General features: G+C 63.6%; 16 protein-coding genes. 13 read left to right on the forward strand and 3 right to left on the reverse strand.

Features of this window, described 5'->3' with window-relative positions:
- Positions 1–65 precede the first annotated feature (65 nt).
- Positions 66–956, forward strand: coding sequence for a DMT family transporter (locus tag NKI59_RS29880; RefSeq protein ID WP_352503215.1), 891 nt, complete (start codon positions 66–68; stop codon positions 954–956).
- A 19-nt stretch (positions 957–975) separates the two neighbouring features.
- On the opposite strand, the gene ubiG is transcribed toward NKI59_RS29880, so the two are convergent.
- Positions 976–1,725: a bifunctional 2-polyprenyl-6-hydroxyphenol methylase/3-demethylubiquinol 3-O-methyltransferase UbiG gene (gene ubiG / locus NKI59_RS29885; protein ID WP_352708232.1), complete on the reverse strand. Its 750-nt coding sequence runs from the start codon at positions 1,723–1,725 to the stop codon at positions 976–978.
- Positions 1,726–1,937: 212 nt separating this feature from the next.
- Here ubiG and NKI59_RS29890 point away from each other — a divergent pair, with 212 nt between their 5' ends.
- The 11 genes from NKI59_RS29890 (at position 1,938) to NKI59_RS29940 (ending at position 16,907) form a co-directional block, all read left to right on the forward strand.
- A complete protein-coding gene (locus NKI59_RS29890) occupies positions 1,938–2,507 on the forward strand; it encodes a putative glycolipid-binding domain-containing protein (protein WP_352708233.1) in 570 nt (189 codons plus the stop codon).
- Between the two features lie 121 nt (positions 2,508–2,628).
- Positions 2,629–3,825, forward strand: coding sequence for a PAS domain-containing protein (locus tag NKI59_RS29895; RefSeq protein ID WP_352708235.1), 1,197 nt, complete (start codon positions 2,629–2,631; stop codon positions 3,823–3,825).
- Positions 3,764–4,762 (forward strand): sensor domain-containing diguanylate cyclase, encoded by a 999-nt coding sequence (locus NKI59_RS29900; protein ID WP_352708248.1) that lies wholly within the window; start codon positions 3,764–3,766, stop codon positions 4,760–4,762. Before NKI59_RS29895 ends, NKI59_RS29900 begins: the two co-directional genes overlap by 62 nt.
- Before the next feature lie 163 nt (positions 4,763–4,925).
- A complete protein-coding gene (locus tag NKI59_RS29905; protein WP_254816709.1) occupies positions 4,926–6,179 on the forward strand; it encodes an aspartate kinase in 1,254 nt (417 codons plus the stop codon).
- 181 nt (positions 6,180–6,360) lie between these two features.
- Entirely contained in the window at positions 6,361–8,631 is a 2,271-nt protein-coding gene (gene ptsP, locus NKI59_RS29910) for a phosphoenolpyruvate--protein phosphotransferase (protein WP_352471315.1), read from the forward strand.
- 8 nt (positions 8,632–8,639) lie between these two features.
- Positions 8,640–9,719, forward strand: coding sequence for a peptide chain release factor 1 (gene prfA, locus NKI59_RS29915; protein ID WP_352471314.1), 1,080 nt, complete (start codon positions 8,640–8,642; stop codon positions 9,717–9,719).
- A complete protein-coding gene (prmC, locus tag NKI59_RS29920) occupies positions 9,712–10,590 on the forward strand; it encodes a peptide chain release factor N(5)-glutamine methyltransferase (RefSeq protein WP_352708236.1) in 879 nt (292 codons plus the stop codon). Before prfA ends, prmC begins: the two co-directional genes overlap by 8 nt.
- 331 nt (positions 10,591–10,921) lie before the next feature.
- Positions 10,922–11,836, forward strand: coding sequence for a DUF4167 domain-containing protein (locus NKI59_RS29925; protein ID WP_352708238.1), 915 nt, complete (start codon positions 10,922–10,924; stop codon positions 11,834–11,836).
- Between the two features lie 231 nt (positions 11,837–12,067).
- On the forward strand, positions 12,068–14,674 hold the full coding sequence (gene clpB, locus NKI59_RS29930; RefSeq protein WP_352708239.1) for an ATP-dependent chaperone ClpB: 2,607 nt from the start codon (positions 12,068–12,070) through the stop codon (positions 14,672–14,674).
- Positions 14,675–14,821: 147 nt separating this feature from the next.
- A complete protein-coding gene (locus NKI59_RS29935) occupies positions 14,822–15,187 on the forward strand; it encodes an MmcQ/YjbR family DNA-binding protein (RefSeq protein ID WP_352456638.1) in 366 nt (121 codons plus the stop codon).
- Between the two features lie 238 nt (positions 15,188–15,425).
- Complete coding sequence (locus tag NKI59_RS29940) at positions 15,426–16,907, forward strand: L,D-transpeptidase family protein (protein WP_352708240.1); 1,482 nt, start codon at positions 15,426–15,428, stop codon at positions 16,905–16,907.
- On the opposite strand, the gene NKI59_RS29945 is transcribed toward NKI59_RS29940, so the two are convergent.
- On the reverse strand, positions 16,904–17,557 hold the full coding sequence (locus NKI59_RS29945) for a TMEM175 family protein (RefSeq protein WP_352708242.1): 654 nt from the start codon (positions 17,555–17,557) through the stop codon (positions 16,904–16,906). The genes NKI59_RS29940 and NKI59_RS29945 overlap by 4 nt on opposite strands.
- 168 nt (positions 17,558–17,725) lie before the next feature.
- Between NKI59_RS29945 and NKI59_RS29950 the strand changes: the two genes are divergently transcribed.
- The gene (locus NKI59_RS29950) at positions 17,726–19,291 is read left to right on the forward strand and encodes an MFS transporter (RefSeq protein WP_352708244.1); all 1,566 of its coding nucleotides are present in this window, start codon (positions 17,726–17,728) and stop codon (positions 19,289–19,291) included.
- Between the two features lie 17 nt (positions 19,292–19,308).
- On the opposite strand, the gene NKI59_RS29955 is transcribed toward NKI59_RS29950, so the two are convergent.
- A complete protein-coding gene (locus tag NKI59_RS29955) occupies positions 19,309–21,267 on the reverse strand; it encodes a M23 family metallopeptidase (RefSeq protein ID WP_352708246.1) in 1,959 nt (652 codons plus the stop codon).
- Positions 21,268–21,494 lie beyond the last annotated feature (227 nt).

Consider the following 21,494-nt stretch of genomic DNA (forward strand, 5'->3'; position numbering starts at 1 on the left):
TTACCTTATCTTACCTCAGCTTGCGATGTTGGCCAAGTGCCGCGAACGAGCGACGGGACGGTGCGATGAAATTTCTCTGGGACTCGGCGCTTGGCCTTCTGGTTGTCACCGGTGGACTGCTCGGCCTGACGCTGCCGTTCGGCAAGATCGCGACGGCGGCCGGCGTGGCTGCCATGGTCTGGGCCTTCGTCATCTCGCTTGGTGCCGGCGGCGTGCTTTTGTGCGCATTGCTGCTCAACGGGAAGCGCATGCGGCTTACGCCGCACAGGTTGCGCTATTTCTTCGTCACCGCGGCCGTCTCATATGCAATCCCCAATCTGCTGATGTTTTCAGCCATTCCGCATCTGGGCGCCGGCTACAGCGGCATCATGTTCACGCTGTCGCCGGTCGTCACGCTGGTGTTCTCGATGCTGCTCGGCGTCAGGCGCCCGACCATGCTGGGCATCGTCGGCATAGTCGTCGGTTTCGTCGGCGCAGTCATGGTGGCGGTGACGCGCGGCGAAGCGGGCCAGCCGGCCGAATTTTTCTGGGTTGCGATGGGCCTGCTCATCCCGGTCAGCCTCGCCGCCGGCAACATTTACCGTACCGTCGACTGGCCCGAAGGCACCGGCCCGATCGAGCTCGCCGTCGGCAGCCACCTGGCAGCAGCCTTGATGCTGTTTGCCGGCATTCTGGTCCTGCTTGGCGGCAATGCATTCGGCTCGCTCGGCGGCGTGCCGCTGGTCGCTGCGGCACAGGTGGCATCAGCCTCGGCGATGTTCGCCTTCTTCTTCCGCCTGCAAGCGGTCGGCGGCCCGGTCTATCTCAGCCAGATCGGCTACGTCGCGGCGGCGGTCGGGCTGTTTGCCGGGACCCTCTTCCTCGGCGAGCGCTATCAACTGCTGACCTGGGCCGGTGCCGTCATCATCACCGCCGGCGTGTTCATCACCACCAAGGCGCAAAGCCAGAGGCCATAGGGGCCAGAAGGCGTAAGCTTCAGACGGATGCCTTCTCCGCCAGCACCATGTAGTTGACGTCCATGTCCTTCGAGCGCTGCCAGCGGTCGGCGAGCGGGTTGTAGGTGACGCCGGTGCGGTCGATGACGGCCAGGCCGGCGCCGGCAAGCGCCTTTTCCAGTTCCTCGGGGCGCACCAGCTTGCCGAACTGGTGGGTGCCGCGTGGCAGCCAACGCAGCACATATTCGGCGCCGATGATGGCCAGGCCCAGGGCCTTCAGCGTGCGGTTGATGGTGGCGACGAACATGATGCCGCCAGGCTTGACCATCTCGCCGCATTTGGCCAGGAACAGATCGACATTGGCGACATGCTCGACCACTTCCATGTTGAGGATGACGTCGAATTTTTCGCCGGCATCGGCAAGGTCTTCCGCGGTCGTGGCGCGATAATCCACGCTCACGCCGACTTCCGCCGCATGCAGCTTGGCCACTTCGATGTTGGTGGCGGAGGCATCGGCGCCGACCACTTCGGCGCCAAGCCGCGCCATCGGCTCGCACAAAAGCCCGCCGCCGCAGCCGATGTCAAGGAAGCGCAGGCCTTCGAACGGCTGTGCCGTACGCGGATCGCGGCCGAAGCGGGCCGCCACCTGGTCGCGGATATAGGCAAGCCGGATCGGGTTGAACTTGTGCAACGGGCGGAACTTGCCGTTCGGGTTCCACCATTCGGCGGCAAGGGCGGAAAAGCGTTCCACCTCTCCGGCATCGATCGTCGATCGTCGGGGCTCTGGCATGGCGTGGTCTCCTCGGACGCTAGGAAGTCGGGCGCGAGGCTGCGAATGTCAAGGCGCGAAATTCACCGCCGGCGGTGCGATGCGCGCGATGCCTTCCGGCGCCGCCTTTTGCCGGTGCATTTGTGTCAGCACGTGTCAGTTGATGGTGTGCCGGAAGGAAACGCCTAGGCTTGACGGACGAAGCAGAGACATCGGGTTCGGAGGAGTGCGCAATGATGCGAGCGGTTGCTTCCATTCTTTGGCGCCGGCTTGACCAGGAAGGCCACGACGCTTGCCTTCTGTCGGAAGCGAGTTCCGGGTGGAACCTCAGGGGACACGCGCTTTTCGTCCAGGACGGCGAGCCGTGCAGCATCGCCTACGAGGCGGACTGCGACGCCGATTGGCATACACGATCGGCGCGCGCCGACGGCTTTCTCGGCACGCAAGAGCTGGATTACAGGATCGACCGGCTGACCGAGCGCCAATGGACGCTGAACGGCGAGCATCAAGCGGAAGTCGACGGTCTCATCGATGTCGATCTCGGCTTCACGCCCGCCACAAACCTTTTGGCGCTTCGCCGTTTTGCCCTCGATGTCGGTATGGCGACGCCCGCGCCGGCAGCCTATCTGACATTTCCCGAACTCAGGCTCGTTCGCCTCGAGCAAACCTATCAGCGCGTCGATGCTGCACATTACGCCTATGCCGCCCCGATGTTCGGCTACCACGAGACACTGGAGGTCTCGTCGCTCGGTTTCGTCCTCGATTATCCGCGCCTGTGGCAGGCCATCGTGCGGACGGGCTGAACCGCCCGCGTTGGGAGTGCAACTGGCCGGTGTGGCTTAACGGCAAATTTACGATATTGGCGGTTTCTTAACGTTGGGTCAGTGTTTGGCATTTAGATTGCTGTCCGAGTAGGGCAGCCCGGTGCGCATAAGAACCCAGATAGTCGCGACATTGTTCAGCGCCGTGGCCTTGATCGGCCTGGTTGGCGGCGTTGCGATCGTCTCGCAGATATCGCTGACCAAATCCGTGGCGCTGGCCGAGGCGACAAGCGTCGCACGGCAGTTGGCCGAAACTATTGCCTTCAGGGCATCGGACGCGCCGCGTTCATTATTCGAGAGACCCGATGCGCTCCGCGAATTCGTGACTTTGCAGCACGGCCGCTCGAAACGCGATCTCGTCATCGTAGACAAAAACAAGGTTATTTTCGCCGACGTTCCGGGAGAAGAGCAAAATATCGGCACGACGTTCGACTACGATCCCGGCAATGAAATCGCCCGGACGATTGACGACGGCGTGCCGCGCAACTTCGTCGAGGCCAGTGCCGACGTGGCCGATCCGATTGACCTGGTTGCGGTGCCGATCGAGGATGCACCCGGCAAGATCGTCGGCGCCGTCCTGTTCGAGTATACGCCGCTGCTGCGTGCCGCACAGCAGCGCACGAATGATATGCTGTGGCTTGTGGGCCTGTGTACCGCGGCAGCCGTGCTGATCGCGGCGGCCTCCGCCTTCCTGTTGTTGCGAGGCTTCAGTAAAGGCCTTGCTGGTCTCAACCGCGGCATCGAATCGCTGGCGCGCGGCGACGCCGGGGCCCGTATCGGCCGCACCTCCGATGACGAGTTCGGACAGTTGGCGCAAGGTTTCGACACTATGGCCTCCGAAATCGAAGCCTCGCGCGCTCAACTTGTCGATCAGAAGGCCTACATCGAAGACATCGTCCAGACCGTTGCCGAAGGCATCGCCGTCATCGACGGCAAGGGTCAGGTCGTGTCCGTCAATCCGGCGGCAGCCGAGATCATCGGGCGGCGCAGCGACAAGGTCGTGGGGCAGGACTGGCAGTCGGCCCTGGATATTAGGGGGCCGTCGGGAGACAAGCCCGCGTCGGGAACATCTCCGGTCGAACTGGCCATGACCACCGGCCGCCGCCACCAGAATGAGGTGAGGCTGGCAAAACCGGATGGGACCTCCTTGCCCGTGGTCGTCAGCTGCAATCCGCTCAACCGCGCCGATGGCGGCATCGTGCTGACGCTCAGCGACCCGCCTGGTCAAGCTCGGCGAACTGCTTCAGGCCTGCGTCACTTTTCGCGAGGCATTTTCCGTCGTCGGCTCCGCCATGCCTGATTTCTTCGGCGGATTGAGCGGAACCGTTCACCTGACCAGTGCGTCGCGCAACCTCGTGGAGGAGATGGCGCATTGGGGCACCATCCGGTCGAGCGTCGGCCAGTTCGGACCGGAAGATTGTTGGGCGCTGCGGCGCGGCCAGGAGCACGTCGCCGGTCCAGGCATGCTGACGCCGCGCTGCAACCACATCACCGAAAATGGCGGCCGCGGTTATGTCTGTATGCCTCTAGCAGCGCAGGGAGAGACACTTGGCATCCTGCATCTGTGCGAGCCGAATGCCGTTGACAAGCCGGAGTGGCTTGCCGAACGGCAGCAGATACTGCGTGGCGTCGTCGATACGCTGGCGTTGGCGCTTGCCAATCTGCGTCTGCGCGAGACGTTGCGGCAGCAGTCGATCCGGGATCCCAACACCGGGCTCTACAATCGCCGCTACCTTGAGGAGACCAGCAGCCGCGAGCTCAGGCGCCTGGAACGTGCCGAGCAGCCGCTGACGTTGATCATGCTCGACGTCGATCATTTCAAGCAGTTCAACGATACGTTCGGCCACGAAGCGGGGGATCTCGTCCTCAAGCAGGTGGCCGCCACGCTGGTCGACCATGTCAGGGAAAGCGACGTGGTTTCGCGCTACGGCGGCGAGGAATTTGCCTTGATGATGCCGGGAACGTCACTGGCCGATGGCGCCGATCGCGCCGAAGCTCTGCGAAAGGCGATCAAGCAGCTGCATGTCACGCACCGCGACCGCACGCTCGGCACCATCACCGCGTCGTTCGGGGTCGCCGCCTTCCCGGAGCTCGGCGCCTCATGGGCGGAGATCGTCAATGCCGCGGATCGCGCTTTGTATCAGGCAAAGGCTGAGGGCCGTGACCGCGTCATCGCCGGAGCGGGTCTCGCCCGTGTCGAGCAGCAAAAGCCAAAACTCACCAAGAGCATGGCTTGAAATCTGGTTGATGGACGGGGCAAGGCGACGGAATCCTCACCGCCTTGCGAAACCGCTATCATTTGGCTAAGGAGGCCGCGCATTGAGCGCCCGGCCACAGCTTGGCGCATTTTTCCGCTTTTCGGCCTCCGGTCCGGCATCCAGTCAAAGGCATTTCGCTTCTATGGCGCGCATCGTGATGAAATTCGGCGGAACCTCCGTCGCCGACATCGCCCGCATCCGCAATGTGGCGCGTCATGTCAAACGCGAGGTCGACGCCGGCCATGAGGTCGCCGTCGTGGTCTCGGCGATGGCCGGCAAGACCAACGAGCTCGTGCAATGGACGCGCGAGGCCTCGCCGATGCACGATGCGCGTGAATATGACGCCGTGGTCGCCTCCGGCGAGCAGGTCACTGCCGGCTTGCTGGCGATCGCGCTGCAGAATATCGGCGTGCATGCCCGCTCCTGGCAAGGCTGGCAGATCCCGATCAAGACCGACAACGCGCATGGCGCGGCGCGCATTCTCGACATCGACGGCGCGTTCTTGATCAAGCGCTTCGGCGAAGGCCAGGTGGCGGTGGTTGCCGGGTTCCAGGGCATTGGGCCGGACAATCGGATCGCGACGCTCGGCCGCGGCGGTTCCGATACCAGCGCTGTCGCCATCGCGGCAGCGGTCAAGGCCGACCGCTGCGATATCTACACCGATGTCGACGGGGTCTACACGACCGATCCGCGCATCGAGCCGAAGGCGCGGCGGCTGGCCAAGATTTCGTTCGAGGAAATGCTCGAAATGGCCTCGCTCGGCGCCAAGGTCCTGCAGGTGCGCTCGGTCGAGCTTGCCATGGTGCACAGGGTGCGTACTTTCGTGCGGTCGTCCTTCGACGATCCCGACGCACCCGGAATGGGGGATTTGCTTAATCCGCCGGGAACGCTTATTTGCGACGAGGAAGAGATCGTGGAACAGCAGGTCGTCACCGGAATTGCCTACGCCAAGGACGAGGCGCAGATTTCGTTGCGCCGCGTCGGCGATCGGCCGGGCGTCGCCGCCGGCATTTTCGGGCCGCTGGCCGAGGCCAACATCAATGTCGACATGATCGTCCAGAATATCTCCGAGGACGGCAAGTTCACTGACATGACCTTCACCGTGCCATCCGGCGACGTCGACAAGGCGCTCGCCGTGCTCGAGCGGCTGAAGGCGACGATCGGCTACGACGTGGTGCAGTCGGAAGCCGGCATGTCGAAGGTCTCGGTCATCGGCATCGGCATGCGCAGCCATGCCGGCGTCGCCGCTACCGCCTTCAAGGCGCTTGCCGACCGCGCGATCAACATCCGCGCCATCACGACGTCCGAAATCAAGATTTCGATCCTGATCGACGGTCCCTATACGGAACTAGCAGTTCGCACTTTGCATTCCGTGTACGGTCTGGATAAGCAGTAGCAGACTGCATCGGCCCGAAAATCGGAATCGATTTTCGGAAGGCAGGATGCAGCGGATCGAAAATCTTGGAGCGGTCTTTATGCGTCCAATTGGACGATGGCGCTCTAATTGAGTTGTTGCGTTTGTGCCGCTGTGCAGGGCAACCTGCACCGGTTGAAACGCTATTGGAGAAGAAGCCGCGATGCGTGATTCGGCCAGTGGCCCGCGCGTTTTGCTGAAACGGCTCCGCGAGCTCATGCAAGAGCCGCTGGAGCCGCAGGAGCGGCTTGACCGAATCGTGCGCGACATCGCCTCCAACATGGTTGCCGAGGTCTGCTCGCTCTATGTGCTGCGCGCCGATTCGGTGCTCGAACTCTACGCCACCGAAGGCCTGAACCCGAACGCCGTCCACCTGGCGCAGCTCAGGCTGGGCCAAGGCCTGGTCGGCACGATCGCGGCCTCGGCGCGGCCGCTCAACCTCTCCAATGCACAGGAGCATCCTGCCTTCGCCTACCTGCCGGAGACAGGGGAAGAAATCTATAATTCCTTCCTCGGCGTGCCGGTGCTGCGGGCAGGGCGGACACTCGGCGTCCTGGTCGTGCAGAACAAGACCATGCGCCATTATCGCGACGACGAGGTCGAGGCGCTGGAAACAACGGCGATGGTGATCGCCGAGATGATCGCCACCGGCGATCTGGAGCGGCTGACAAGGCCCGGCCTCGAGCTCGATCTGCGCCGCCCGGTAAGCTTTACCGGCTTGTCCTTCAACGAAGGCGTCGGTCTCGGCCATGTGGTGCTGCACGAGCCGCGCATCGTCGTCACCAATCTTTTCAACGAGGACAGCGAGGAAGAGGTCAGGCGGCTCGACGCGTCGCTCGGCTCGCTCAGGCTCTCCATCGACGACATGCTGGAGCGCCGCGACGTCGCCTTCGAGGGCGAGCATCGCCAGGTGCTCGAAGCCTATCGCATGTTCGCCAACGACCGCGGCTGGGTGCGCCGGCTCGAGGAGGCGATCCGCAACGGCCTGACGGCCGAAGCGGCGGTCGAAAAGGTGCAGAGCGACATGCGTGCCCGCATGCTGCACATGACCGATCCGTATCTGCGCGAACGGATGAGCGATTTCGACGATCTCGCCAATCGGCTGCTGCGGCAGCTGATGGGGCGCGGACCGGAGGACGTCGCGGCCTCGCTGCCCAAGGACGCCATCATCGTCGCCCGCTCGATGGGTGCTGCGGAGCTGCTCGATTATCCCAGAGACAAGCTGCGCGGGCTGGTGCTGGAGGACGGCGCCGCGACCAGCCATGTCGTCATCGTGGCGCGGGCCATGGGCATACCGGTCGCCGGCCAGATGAAGGGCGCCGTTTCCATGGCGGAAAACGGCGATGCCATCATCGTCGACGGCGAGGAAGGCGCGATCCATCTGCGCCCGCAGCCCGACCTCGAGGCGGCCTATGCCGAGAAAGTGCGTTTCCGGGCGCGCCGGCAGGAGGTCTACCGCGAACTGCGCAAGAAGCCGTCGGTGACCAAGGACGGTGTCCAGGTCGATCTTCTGATGAATGCCGGGCTGGCGGTCGATCTGCCGCAACTGGCCGAAGCGGGTGCGGCCGGCATCGGCCTGTTCCGCACAGAGCTGCAATTCATGGTCGCTTCGACCTTTCCGCGCGCCGAAGCCCAGGAGCGGCTCTATCGTGACGTGCTCGAGGCGGCGCGCGACAAGCCGGTGACGTTCCGCACCATCGATATTGGCGGCGACAAGGTGCTGCCCTATTTCAAGGGCTCGATCCAGGAGGAAAATCCGGCGCTCGGCTGGCGGGCCATCCGCCTGACGCTCGACCGGCCTGGATTGCTGCGCACCCAGATCCGCGCGCTGCTCAAGGCGTGCGGCGGGCGCGAACTGAAGCTGATGCTGCCAATGGTGACGGAACTCGGCGAGATCGCGCAGGCGCGCGAGATCATCGATCGCGAGGTGCGGCATCTGTCGCGCTTTGCCCATCATTTGCCGACCAGCCTGAAGCTTGGGGCGATGCTGGAGGTGCCGTCGTTGCTGTTCCAGCTCGACGAACTGATGAAGGCGGTCGATTTCGTCTCGGTCGGCTCGAACGACCTGTTCCAGTTCGTCATGGCGGTGGATCGCGGCAACACCCAATTGTCCGACCGCTTCGACCCGCTGTCGACGCCGTTCCTGCGCGTCCTGAAGCAGATTGCCGACGCCGGGGCGCGCAACCAGACGCCGGTGACCTTGTGCGGCGAACTTGCCGGCAAGCCGATCTCGGCGATGGCGCTGATCGGCCTTGGCTATCGCTCGATCTCGATGTCGCCGGCATCGATCGGCCCGGTCAAGGCGATGCTGACGGAACTGCCGCTCAGCGAACTGGAAGCGTTCTTCGACGACAATCTGATGGCGCCGGCGCATGGCCTGCCGATGCGGGCGCTGCTGCAAGCCTTTGCCGACGACCGCTCTATACCGCTATAGACTTCGCCATGATCAACCTGCCCCGCGACCGTATGGATCAAGTCGTCAAGCGTTTCGACATGCTCGAAGCGCAGATGTCGGCCGGGCCAGCGCCGGACGCCTATGTCAGGATGGCCTCCGAATATGCCGATATCCAGGAGATGGTGGCAAAGATCAGGGCACTGCGCGCCGCCGAGCACGAACAGGGCGATCTGGAGGCGATGCTCGCCGACAAGGGCACCGACGCCGAGATGCGCGCCTTGGCCGAGGCCGACCTGCCGGAGGTCAAGCATCGCATCGAGGCGCTGCAGAAGGACATCCAGATCCTGTTGTTGCCCAAGGATGCCGCCGACGACAAGAACGCCATCCTCGAAATCCGCGCCGGCACCGGCGGTGACGAGGCGGCGCTTTTCGCCGGCGACCTGTTTCGCATGTACGAGCGCTATGCCGCGGCGCATGGCTGGCGTTTCGAGACGGTGTCGGCCAGCGAGGGTGAGGTCGGCGGCTACAAGGAAATCATCGCCACCGTTTCGGGCAAGGGCGTCTTTGCCCATCTGAAATTCGAATCCGGCGTGCACCGGGTGCAGCGCGTGCCGACGACCGAGGCGGGCGGGCGCATCCATACCTCGGCGGCGACGGTCGCGGTGCTGCCGGAAGCGGAAGAGGTCGATATCGACATCAGGGCCGAAGACATCCGCATCGACACGATGCGCGCCTCGGGTTCCGGCGGCCAGCACGTCAACACCACCGATTCGGCCGTGCGCATCACCCATCTGCCGACCGGCATCATGGTGGTGCAGGCGGAAAAGTCGCAGCACCAGAACCGGGCGAAGGCCATGCAGATCCTGCGCGCCAGGCTCTACGACCTCGAGCGCAGCAAGGCGGACGAGGAACGTTCCGAATCGCGCAAGTCGCAGGTCGGCTCGGGCGACCGCTCGGAACGCATCCGCACCTATAATTTTCCGCAGGGTCGCGTCACCGATCATCGTATCAACCTGACGCTCTATAAGCTCGACCGGGTGATGATGGGCGAACTCGATGAGATCATCGACGCGCTGATCGCCGATCACCAGTCGAAGCTGCTCGCCGATATCGGCATCGATGGCTGACAGCCTGCCCGCCACGCTGGCGCCGCTGCTGCGGGAGGCGCGAAACCGGCTCACCGCAGCCGGGATCGCGGATCCGGCGCTCGATGCCAGGCTGATCGTCGAGCATTTTTCCGGCACCAGTCGCACGCAGGCCATCGCCGATCCCGGGCGCGCTGTCGATGCGGACGTGACGGCGGTAATCGAAGCCGCCTTGCGGCGGCGCATCGCCGGCGAGCCGGTACACCGGATCCTTGGCTACCGCGAATTCTACGGCTTGCGCCTTTCGCTTTCGCCGCAAACGCTGGAGCCGCGGCCGGATACCGAAACGCTGGTCGAGGCTATACTGCCCTTCGTCAAGGCAATGGCGGCACGCGAGGGCGGCTGCCGCATCCTCGATCTAGGGACCGGTACCGGTGCCATCGCGCTGGCGCTGCTCAGCGCCGTTCCGGCCGCGACCGCCACCGGCGGTGACATTTCGCAGGAGGCGCTGGCCACAGCCATGCGTAATGCCGGGGAATTGGGGCTCGCCGGCCGGTTCACGCCGCTCAAATCCGACTGGTTTGAAAAAGTTTCTGGCCGGTACCATGTAATTGTCGCAAACCCTCCCTATATACCCTCAGACGACATTGGAAATCTGCAGGACGAGGTCCGCGGTTTCGATCCACGCCAGGCCCTCGATGGCGGCGTGGACGGTCTGAGCCCCTACAGGAAGATCGCCGCAGGAGCGGCAGCGTATTTGGAACTCCAAGGCAGGATTGCGGTCGAGATCGGCCATACGCAGCACCAACAGGTTACGGAGATATTCTCCGCGGCCGGGTACCGTTCGGTCGGGGTGTTTCGTGATCTCGGCGGAAACGACAGAGTTCTTGTGTTCGAACGGTGGAAGCCGTGATGCAGTGCGAAAAAAGCGCTTGGCAATACCGGGGAATGCGGCTAGGGTCGCCATAACCGGATGAGACGAAGCAGGCAGTGCTCTTAGCGATTCGGTTTTCCTTGGAAATAGCTGCCTTCTTGCGCAAACGACGCCCAAGCTTCGTGCGGGAATCGTCCGGCAAGTGAAGTAACCGGAACAGGATGGCACGTGGCGCCAACGCAATTGATGCGGGCGAACGCCGGTGAAGGAACGAAACGGCTGGCCGCATGAGCGCCTCCGTTCGTGAAGAGTTTTTCGAAAATTTCAAAGTGAAGAGAGTCTAATGAGGCCACAACAGCAAAACAGGCGCATGCGCGGTCGCAACAACAGTGGCGGCGGCGGCAACAACAATAACAACAACAATCGTAAGGGGCCGAATCCCCTGACGCGTAACTATGAGAGCAACGGCCCGGACGTGAAGATCCGCGGATCGGCTCAGCAGATTGCCGAGAAGTACGCAACCCTTGCCCGTGACGCGCAAAGCTCCGGCGACCGGGTGATGGCGGAAAACTATCTCCAGCATGCAGAGCACTATAACCGCATCATCGCAGCCGCTCAGGCGCAGATGCCGATCCAGAACGCCCAGCAGAATCGCGACGATTTCGACGATGACGGCGACGAGGATCGCGACGAGTTCGACAATGCCGGCAACAACAATGCCAACGAGACGTCGGGTTCGGCGGTCAATCACGGGGCCGGCCCGCAGCCGGTCATCGATGGCACGCCGGCCGAGCTGGCGCTGAACCAGGAAAACAGCCGCGACAATCGGGGCGGCCGCGACAACCGTGACGGCCGCGACAACAATGGCGGACGCCACCGCGACCGTCGCCCCAATGGCGGTTACGGCCAGAACGGCCAGCGCGGCGAGTATGGCGCGCGCGGCGAGCAGGGCGGCCAGCGCGTCGAACAGCCACGGCGCGACGAGACGCCGGCGCAGGCGGAGCCCGTACCGGCCGCTGAGCCGGTCTTTGTGAGCGAGCCCGCACCGCAATTCGAAAACCTTTCGCCGGCGGGTCTCGCCGCCCAGGCCGAGCTCAACGAAGCCGCGGCCGAAAACAGCCCGGCACGCCGCCCCAGGCGTCCGCGCCGTCCGCGCCTCGATGTCGAACAGGCAAATGGCGGCAACGACAATGCCGGCCCTGACAGTGCCGAGACTGGCAATGTCGATGCGGCGCCGACTGAAGACGCTGGCGGTCAACCTATTATTGCCGACGTCGAGAATTGATCGAAGAAACGCTCAGGCGATCTTAGCGTACCCTAGGCGGCGGAGAGAAATCTCCGCCGTTTTTGTTTTGCGCGCTCGGAATATTATGCGTTCGCCAGTGTCGAGGCGTCTTGAGGGTCCGTGGTTTGCGTCCCATATCTTGCGTGAACAGGACCCGGCTCGAACGGGCGGGTCCGTCACCGCAATCTGATCCGGTGCCGCGAAGCGGGCCGGTGACGGAAGGAGACAGGCATGAATCTTGAAAAATATTCCGAGCGTGTGCGCGGCTTTATCCAGTCCGCGCAAACCATGGCGCTTTCCCGCAATCACCAGCAATTCACCCCCGAGCATATCCTCAAGGTCCTTGTCGATGACGACGAGGGCCTGGCTGCGTCGCTGATCGAGCGCGCCGGCGGCAATGTCCGTGACGTCAAGCTCGGCGTCGAAACGGCACTGGAGGCAATGCCCAAGGTCGAGGGCGGCAATGGCCAGCTCTATCTGGCGCAGCCGCTGGCAAAGGTGTTTTCGACCGCCGAGGAACTGGCCAAGAAGGCCAGTGACAGCTTCGTTACCGTCGAACGGCTATTGCAGGCGCTGGCCATGGAAAAATCGGCCAAGACCGCCGACATCCTGTCCAAGGCGGGTGTCACGCCGCAGGCGCTGAACCAGGTCATCAACGACGTACGCAAAGGTCGCACTGCCGATTCGGCGAGCGCCGAGCAGGGCTACGACGCGCTGAAGAAATACGCGCGCGACCTGACGGCGGACGCCCGCGCGGGCAAGCTCGATCCGGTCATCGGCCGCGACGACGAAATCCGCCGCACCATCCAGGTGCTGTCGCGCCGCACCAAGAACAACCCAGTGCTGATCGGCGAACCCGGTGTCGGCAAGACGGCGATCGCCGAAGGGCTGGCGCTGCGCATCGTCAATGGCGATGTGCCGGAATCGCTCAAGGACAAGCAGCTGATGGCGCTCGACATGGGGTCGCTGATCGCCGGCGCCAAATACCGCGGCGAGTTCGAGGAGCGGCTGAAGGCGGTGCTTTCCGAAGTCACGTCTGCCGCCGGCGGCATCATTCTGTTCATCGACGAGATGCACACGCTTGTCGGTGCCGGCAAGGCGGATGGCGCCATGGACGCGTCGAACCTGCTGAAGCCGGCGCTCGCCCGCGGCGAACTGCATTGTGTCGGCGCAACCACGCTCGACGAATACCGCAAGCATGTCGAGAAGGATGCGGCCCTTGCCCGCCGCTTCCAGCCGGTCTTCGTCAATGAGCCGACGGTCGAAGACACCGTCTCGATCCTGCGCGGCCTGAAAGAGAAATACGAGCAGCACCACAAGGTGCGCATCTCGGATTCGGCGCTGGTCGCGGCCGCTACACTGTCAAACCGCTACATCGCCGACCGCTTCTTGCCGGACAAGGCGATCGATCTGGTCGACGAGGCCGCGTCGCGGCTTCGCATGCAGGTCGATTCGAAGCCCGAGGCGCTGGACGAGATCGATCGCCGCATCATGCAGCTCAAGATCGAGCGCGAGGCGCTCAAGGTCGAGAAGGACGATGCCTCGAAGGACCGGCTCGCGCGGCTCGAGAAGGAACTCTCGAACCTCGAGGAGGAATCGACCGAGCTGACCTCGAAATGGCAGGCCGAGAAGCAGAAGCTCGGGCTTGCCGCCGACCTCAAGAAGCAGCTCGACGAGGCGCGCAACGAACTTGCCATTGCCCAGCGCAAGGGCGAATTCCAGCGCGCCGGCGAACTTGCCTATGGCAAGATCCCGGAACTCGAAAAGCAGCTGAAGCAGGCTGAAGCCAGGGATGGCAAGGCCGGCATGGTCGAGGAAGTGGTCGGTCCCGATCACGTCGCCCATATTGTGTCGCGCTGGACGGGGATCCCGGTCGACAAGATGCTGGAAGGCGAGCGCGACAAGCTGTTGCGCATGGAAGACGAGGTCGGCAAGCGCGTCGTCGGCCAGGGCGAGGCGGTGCAGGCGGTATCAAAAGCGGTGCGCCGTGCGCGCGCCGGCCTGCAGGACCCGAACCGGCCGCTCGGCTCGTTCATGTTCCTCGGGCCGACGGGCGTCGGCAAGACCGAACTGACGAAGGCGCTGGCCAGCTTCCTCTTCGACGACGAGAGCGCGATGGTGCGCATCGACATGTCGGAGTTCATGGAGAAGCATTCGGTCGCCCGGCTGATCGGCGCGCCTCCCGGCTATGTCGGCTATGAGGAGGGCGGCGCGCTGACCGAAGCGATACGGCGCCGGCCCTATCAGGTCGTGCTGTTCGACGAGATCGAGAAGGCGCATCCTGATGTCTTCAACGTGCTGCTGCAGGTGCTGGACGACGGCCGGCTGACCGACGGGCAGGGCCGCACGGTCGATTTCCGCAACACGCTGATCATCATGACGTCGAACCTCGGCGGCGAATATCTGGTCAATCTCGGCGAGGACCAGGATGTCGACGTCGTGCGCGACGAGGTGATGAATGTCGTCAGGGCTTCGTTCCGGCCGGAATTCCTCAACCGCATCGACGAGGTGATCCTGTTCCACCGGCTGCGCCGCCAGGATATGGGCCAGATCGTCCAAATCCAGCTCAAGCGGCTGGAAAACCTGCTTGTTGACCGCAAGATATCGCTTTCGCTCGATCAGGAGGCGATCGACTGGCTGGCGGCCAAGGGTTACGACCCGGCCTATGGCGCGCGGCCGCTGAAGCGGGTGATGCAGAAGGAATTGCAGGACCCGCTGGCGGAAAAGATCCTGCTCGGCGAGATCCTCGACGGCTCGACCGTCAAGGTCACCGCTGGGTCCGACCGCTTGAACTTCCGCTCGAAGCCGGCAGTCGTGGCAACCGAAGCGGCCGCCTGAGCTCAAGCCAAGAGCCTGTTCCATCCCGATCGAATCGGGATGGAATTCCTATCTTCAATCTCGACCATGATCCTTTCCGAAAAACCGGCATACCCTTTTGTTACGCCGGCCTTCGGTTCATGGTCCAACATCACTGGCGGGGCGCAGATGACGCTGGACGACTATAACAGCTTCTGCGCCTCGCTGCCTTCGGCGACCCATGTCGTGCAGTGGGGCGGCGCCCATGTCTGGAAGGTCGGCGGCAAGGTCTTCGCGATCGGCGGCTGGAGTGAGGGCAAGGAGCCGTTCGTTACCTTCAAATGCTCCGATATCGCCTATGACGTGCTGAGGGAGCAGCCGGGCCTTCGGCCCGCGCCCTATCTTGCCTCACGCGGCATGAAATGGATCCAGCGCCAGACCGGCGAAAGCATGGATGATGGCGCGCTGAAGGATTATTTGCGCGAAAGCCACCGTCTTGTCGTGCTGAAGCTGACGAAGCAGGCGCGCAAGGAATTGGGACTCGCTGCCGGTTAATCGGTCAGAAATCCGCCATCTTCATGCCCGGTTCATATTGGAACCTTATCGTTGGCAACTGATTTGCTGGCGAAGGGGTTCGCCTACCACATCGGCCCGAAATCGAGTTTTGATTTTCGCAAAGCACGATGCGGAGATTTAAAGCGTTAGAGCGTCCTTTGCGCGTCGAAAAAGACGCGCGGCGCTTTGAAGAGACAATGCCGGCGGCGGCAATTACGGACCGGAGAATTTGGCCATCATGTTGCGCACCATCTTCACCCTTTCAGCGCTTGCTGCCGGGCAGCTGGCGTCGAATGCGATGGCCTCGCCAATAGTGGATACCGCGCCACGGGTGGTTCGTGCCGCCAATGGCGGCGGCATTCTTGTCGCCCAGAACGGCAATCTCGATATCTACTACGATGCCAGGGGAAACCGCGTCATCGTCGATGCGGAGACCGGCAAGGTCATCGCCATCCAGCCGCCGCAGACCAGGCTCGACCGCCGCGCCTTGCGCCGCGAGCGCTTGCGCAACCTCGGACCGGTCGAGGACGACCCCTATTATCTCGACGACCCTGAGGACACGGCGCGGTTCCGCCGCAGGCAGATGGAAGACGAGGGCAGGGTCATCATACCGCCGGCTGACGAGTACGACCCCTATGGCGACAATTCGGTGGAAGCCTTCCCCGAAGCGCCACGGGATGACGGCTACGGCAACGGTTATCCGGAGGCAGCGCAGCCGGTAAAGCCGCGCACCATCGAGCGCCAGCCGCTCAACGAGGCCTCGATCGAGCCGGTCGAGCCGACGGTGCCGAACGAGCAGGCGGCCTTACCGCCAGACACAGCCCCGCCGCCAAGCACTGGCGGCAAGACGGCGGTCGACCCGTCGCTTGCGCTCGGCGCCCGCGAGGACGTGGCGGCACTGCAGGTGCTGCTCGACCGTGCCGGTGCATCGCCCGGCGTCATCGACGGACGCTTCGGCTCGAATGTCGACAAGGCGCTCGCCGCCTATAATGAGATCACCGGCAGCAATCTGAAATCGACCGACGCAATCGGCATCCAGGCGGCCCTGGCGCAATCCGGCGGCGATGCCTTCGCCTCCTATACGATCACGCCCGAGGATGCGGCCGGTCCCTATGTCGCCTCGATACCGGAGGACTACAGCCAAAAGGCCCAGCTCGATCGGATGGGCTACACGTCGGTACCCGAAGCGCTGGCCGAGCGCTTCCATATGGATGAAACCTATCTGAACAAGCTCAATCCGGACGCCAATTTCAATCGTCCGGGCACCATCATCAAGGTCGCCAATTTCGGCAGGCTGGTGGCGACGCCGGTGGCGCGCATCATCGCCGACAAGTCCAATAAGCAGGTCCGCGCCTATGATGCGGCGGGCAAGCTGGTCGCAGCCTATCCGGCGACTATCGGCTCGTCCGACACGCCGTCGCCGTCCGGCACGCATGCGGTGTCGCGTGTCGCATTGGACCCGAACTACACCTACAACCCGAACATCAATTTCAAGCAGGGCGAAAACGACAGGATCCTGACCATCCCGCCGGGGCCGAACGGCCCGGTCGGCTCGGTCTGGATTGCGCTGGACAAGCCGACCTACGGCATTCACGGCACGCCGGATCCGTCCAAGATCGGCAAGACCGAAAGCCATGGCTGCGTGCGGCTGACCAATTGGGACGCGCGCGAGCTTGCCAAGATCGTGACGCCCGGCGTTATCGTGGAGTTCGTCGACTAAAGCGCAACGCCTGCGCCCGAATCACCCGATGACCTTGCGCAGCAGTGGCGCAGCGCTGCGGCATAGATCAGCTGCACCACCAGGATGAAGCCGACGCTGAGCGACGGGCTGATCAGGCAGAGTGCAGCGCCGACGGCCCACAGGATCTGTGCCTTGACGATGCGCAGATAGACCGTTCGGGTGGTCTCCGCGTCGACACCTTCGGCCAGAAATCCGTTTTTGTCCGCGTAGCGCCAACTGGCGAGCAGCGTCAGTCCGAGCATCAAAAGATTGAACCAGTAGACGAGCACCGCAGTCCTGAATTCGAGGAAGTCGGCGAGAAGGTCGGTCGAGAACGGCAGCAAGGCGATGAAGCCGAGGAAACAGAGGTTCAGCGTGGCAAGCCGCCGGTCGGATTTTGCAATCAGCCCGTGTTGCGCCTGCTGGCCGAACCAGAAGATGGTCAGCGTCAGGAAGCTGAGCGCATAGGTCAGGAAGCGCGGCGCCAGTGCTGTGATCGCTGTGATCAACTCGCGTTCGGAATGCACCGTTTCATGCGCCGGCACCCTGATCTCGAGAACGATCAGGGTGAGCGCGATGGCGAACACGCCGTCCGTGATGCCGACGACGCGCCCGCGTCCTTCCGCCGAGGGTTCGAGCGGTCGTTTCATGCGGTATTTCCCCCTTGTTTGTAGCGCTGCGAGAAGCCTAGCACGGCACTTGCCGTTTGCACCCTGAGCGGCGTGATCCTGCCTGTGTGGCCAGGTTGGGCCTGGTTTCAACGAGAACAGCGTGCTGGCCGGTTGTCGCCGGCGCGCCGGCGATCTAGGTAAGGCGGCATGCACACGCCAACCAAAGTCGGTACCGGCGCCGTTCCCCTGACCGGCTCACTTCCCGCCGATACGTTCTGTCCGCAGGCGCAGCGGCGGTTCGTGCTGATCGCCGCGATCCTGGCTTCTGCGCTCGGCTTCATCGACGGGTCGGTCCTGGCCATTGCGACGCCGGCGATCCGCGTCGACCTCGGCGCCAGCCTCGCCGAGGCACAATGGATTTCCAATGCCTACGCATTGACACTCTCAGCCCTCATTCTCGTCGGCGGCGCCGCCGGCGATCGCTTCGGCCTGCGCCACTCCTTCGTCGCCGGCATCGTCCTGTTCATTGCCGCCTCGCTTGCCTGCGCGCTGGCGCCTAACCCGGCGGTGCTTATTGCGTTTCGGGCTATCCAGGGTGTCGGAGCGGCCATCATGGTGCCGGGCAGCCTGGCCATTATCGCCAAAGCCTATCCGAAAAAGGAACGCGGCCGGGCGATCGGCATCTGGGCCGCAGCATCAGCACTGACGACGGCGCTCGGCCCGGTGCTGGGCGGCTTCGTGCTGTCGGCGTTCGGCGACGGCATCTGGCGGGCGATCTTCGCCATCAATCTGCCGCTCGGCCTTATCTCGGTCTATCTTCTGCTGGCCAAGGTCCCTGCCGACGCGCCGGCGGAAAAGCGCAGCCTCGATCTCGGCGGCGCTGCACTCGCCATATTGGCGTTCGGAGCTCTCGCTTACGGTCTGACCTCGATGAGCGGCGACGGGGAGGGGCTGATGTCCGGCCCGAGTATTGCCGCCGGTGCGGTTTTGCTCGTCGTGTTCATCGTCTTCGAGCGCCGGCGGCGCGAGCCGATGATCGATCTGTCGTTGTTTCGGATCGGCGCGTTCGCGGGCGCCAATGTGGCGACCTTCTTCCTTTATTTCGCGCTGTCGGCCAATCTGTTCTATCTGCCGATGCTCATGATCGCCGGATGGGGGCTGAGCGCGGCCGAGGTCGGTTTCATCTTCCTGCCGCTGTCGGCATTGATCGCAGTGTTGTCCGGACCGGTCGGCCAGTGGTCCGACCGCATCGGGCCTCGCTTTCCGATCGCCAGCGGCAGTCTGGTTGTGGCTCTTGCCTTTGCCGGACTTGCCTTGCTGGCCTATTGGGGCATCCACAATTTCTGGATCGGGGTATTCCCGCTGATGGCTCTGATGGGGTTCGGCATGGCGCTGGTGGTATCGCCGCTGTCGACCGCCGTCATGACGGCGGTCGAGGACAAGGATACGGGTGCGGCCTCGGGCATCAACAACGCCGTCTCGCGCATCGGCGGCCTGATTGCCGTGGCGGCGATGGGATCGCTGGCGGCCTGGGTCTATGCTGGCGTGCTCGGCACCGCTGCCGGCTCCGGCATTCCGGGTTTCGGCGAACCGCCGCCAGCCGGCCTGGCGACCGGCCTCGATGCGGCACGACTTGCCGCCAGCGACGCGGCATTCGCCGGCGTTGCCGCGGTGACCGCGCTGCTTTGCCTGTTTTCGGCAATCACCGCGTGGACGACGGTTTCCGGCGAGCGGCTGCCATGGGCGCGCGACACAGCGAATCAGCAGGGCTGACGACGAAAAACGTCGGCTCAGCCTTCGATTTTGGCGCTCGCGACCTTCAACTGATTGCTGTCTTCCTGCTTGAGCAGGTCGTCGATGCGCTCGCGCTCGCGCTTGAAGGCGACGAGGTCGTCGCCCTTCAGCGTCTTGCCGACCGGTAGGCGGACGCGCATCGAATCGACCTTTGTGCCGTTGACGATCAGTTCGTAATGAAGATGCGGACCGGTGGAGAGGCCGGTTGAGCCGAGATAGCCGATAACCTGACCCTGGCGAACGCGAACACCCGGCTCGATGCCTTTGGCAAAGGCGCTCTGGTGATTGTAGGACGTCTCGTAGCCATTGGCGTGACGCAAGATGATCTGCTTGCCATAGCCGCCGGCCCAGCCGGCCTTTTCGACGACGCCGTTGCCCGCGGCAATGATCGGCGATCCCACGGGAGCTGCCCAGTCGGTGCCGGTGTGCATTTTCACATACCCCAAAATGGGGTGACGCCTGGCACCGAACCCGGACGTAAACCGGCCATTGGGCAAGGGATTGCGCAGCAGAAACTGCTCGGCGCTGCTACCATTTTCGTCGAAGTAGTCGGTGCTGCCGTCCTGCATCTGGAAACGGTAGAAATTTCGCGTCGTGCCGCCGAAAGTCGCGGAGACGTAAAGCAGCTCGGATTCGTCAGACGCCTGGTCGTCGCCATCGGGCTGCGAGAACAGCACCTCGATGCGGTCCGTAGGATTGAGGCGCGACTGAAAGTCGACACTGGATGCCAGCAACTTGATCAGCCGTTGCGTCATCGCCTTGGACATGCCGTAGGAATAGGCGGTGCGGTAGATGCCGTCATAGATGTTCGGCAGATTGCCGCGCACTATGGGCGCAGGCGAATCGTCGAACGCCGTCAGCAATTCGGGATTTGGCTCCGGCTCCTGCGCCGGCACGTACTGGTCGTGGTCGTCGAGCGCGATGGTGACGATGTGCTGGGTCCTGTCGTACACGCTGGTGCGAACGATCTTGGCGGCGTCGCCATGGACCTCGAGCCCAACGCGCAGCACGGTTCCTGCCTTGAGGGCCGTGGCATTCAGCAATTTGGCGATCGCCTCGGCCATCCCGGTTGCGTCGTCACCGGTATAGCCCGAATCGGCGAAGGCCTCGGCAATGTCGAGATCCTTGGTGAAGGGGATGATTTCCTCGGCGAAGGCCGGCGCCTGATCGTTGACCGCGGCACGCGGCGACACCGAGACGTTTTCCGGGACGATCTTGACGTCATAGGAGCCGGCCATGCTCTCGGCGAAGCCGTCACCGAACCGCTGTGGGTCGACATAGTGCAGCGACGCGACCTGGACGGCGCCGTCGCTCAGATCGGTGCCGGCCTCGTGCACCACCTTTTCCACCTCGTCGGCAGAAAGGTCGCTCTTTTCGTCGAAGGCCGCCGTCTCGATCGGGAAATCGACGGTCTTCAGGCTCATCTCGCTTTCGACCTTGGCGCCATAGATCTGGCTGGCGGCGGCGGCTGCCGGCTGGGCAGCATTATCGTCGCCATTGCCAAACACCTGCATCGGGTCGAAAGGCGGATAGGCCCGGCTGGTCGTGTGACCGGCGGCAAGCGCCATCTTGATCTGCACGAAAGGCATGGTGTGGATGACATCGCGGTCGCCGACCTTGGTCACCATCGACACTTCCATGCGCCGGCGATCCTTGGCCTTGGCGATCTGGCGCAGCGCCACCAGCCTGGTCGTCTTGGCGATCTCACCGGAATCGTCGCCACTGGCAAGGCTGATCAGTTCGGCGATCTCGGGTGGCGTCGCCAATTGCTGGCGGCCGTCAAGCGCTGCAAACAGCGCCACGCCCATCAGCACGCTCGAGGTCACGCCGGTAAGGAAGGTGCCCGACAGCCAGCGCGCCGAAACCTCGCGCCGGTCGGGAGGGCCGCTGCGGCCGTCCGCGATCAGCGGCGGCTCGTTGCCGAGGTCGGCTATGACATCTTCCGTGTCTGGCATCCAGAAAGGCTGCTTCTTCCCCGGGGCGGAACGGCTTGTCGTTCTTGTTGTGGCCATGACATTTGCCTGTCACGGCGGGTGAAGTCAACGAAGCGCCTGGCCCCGGCCGAAATCCCCAATCACACGTCTGTCTCTATGGGTTCTCTTTAGTCTCTTATAGGAAGCGCCTGGGAGGCGCCGTTTGGTCTCTTATAGAAGGCCCTGCGCGGGTGGCGCTTTCGCCTGCT

It is taken from the genome of Mesorhizobium sp. M0598 (genome assembly GCF_040320865.1).
Classification (GTDB): Bacteria; Pseudomonadota; Alphaproteobacteria; order Rhizobiales; family Rhizobiaceae; genus Mesorhizobium.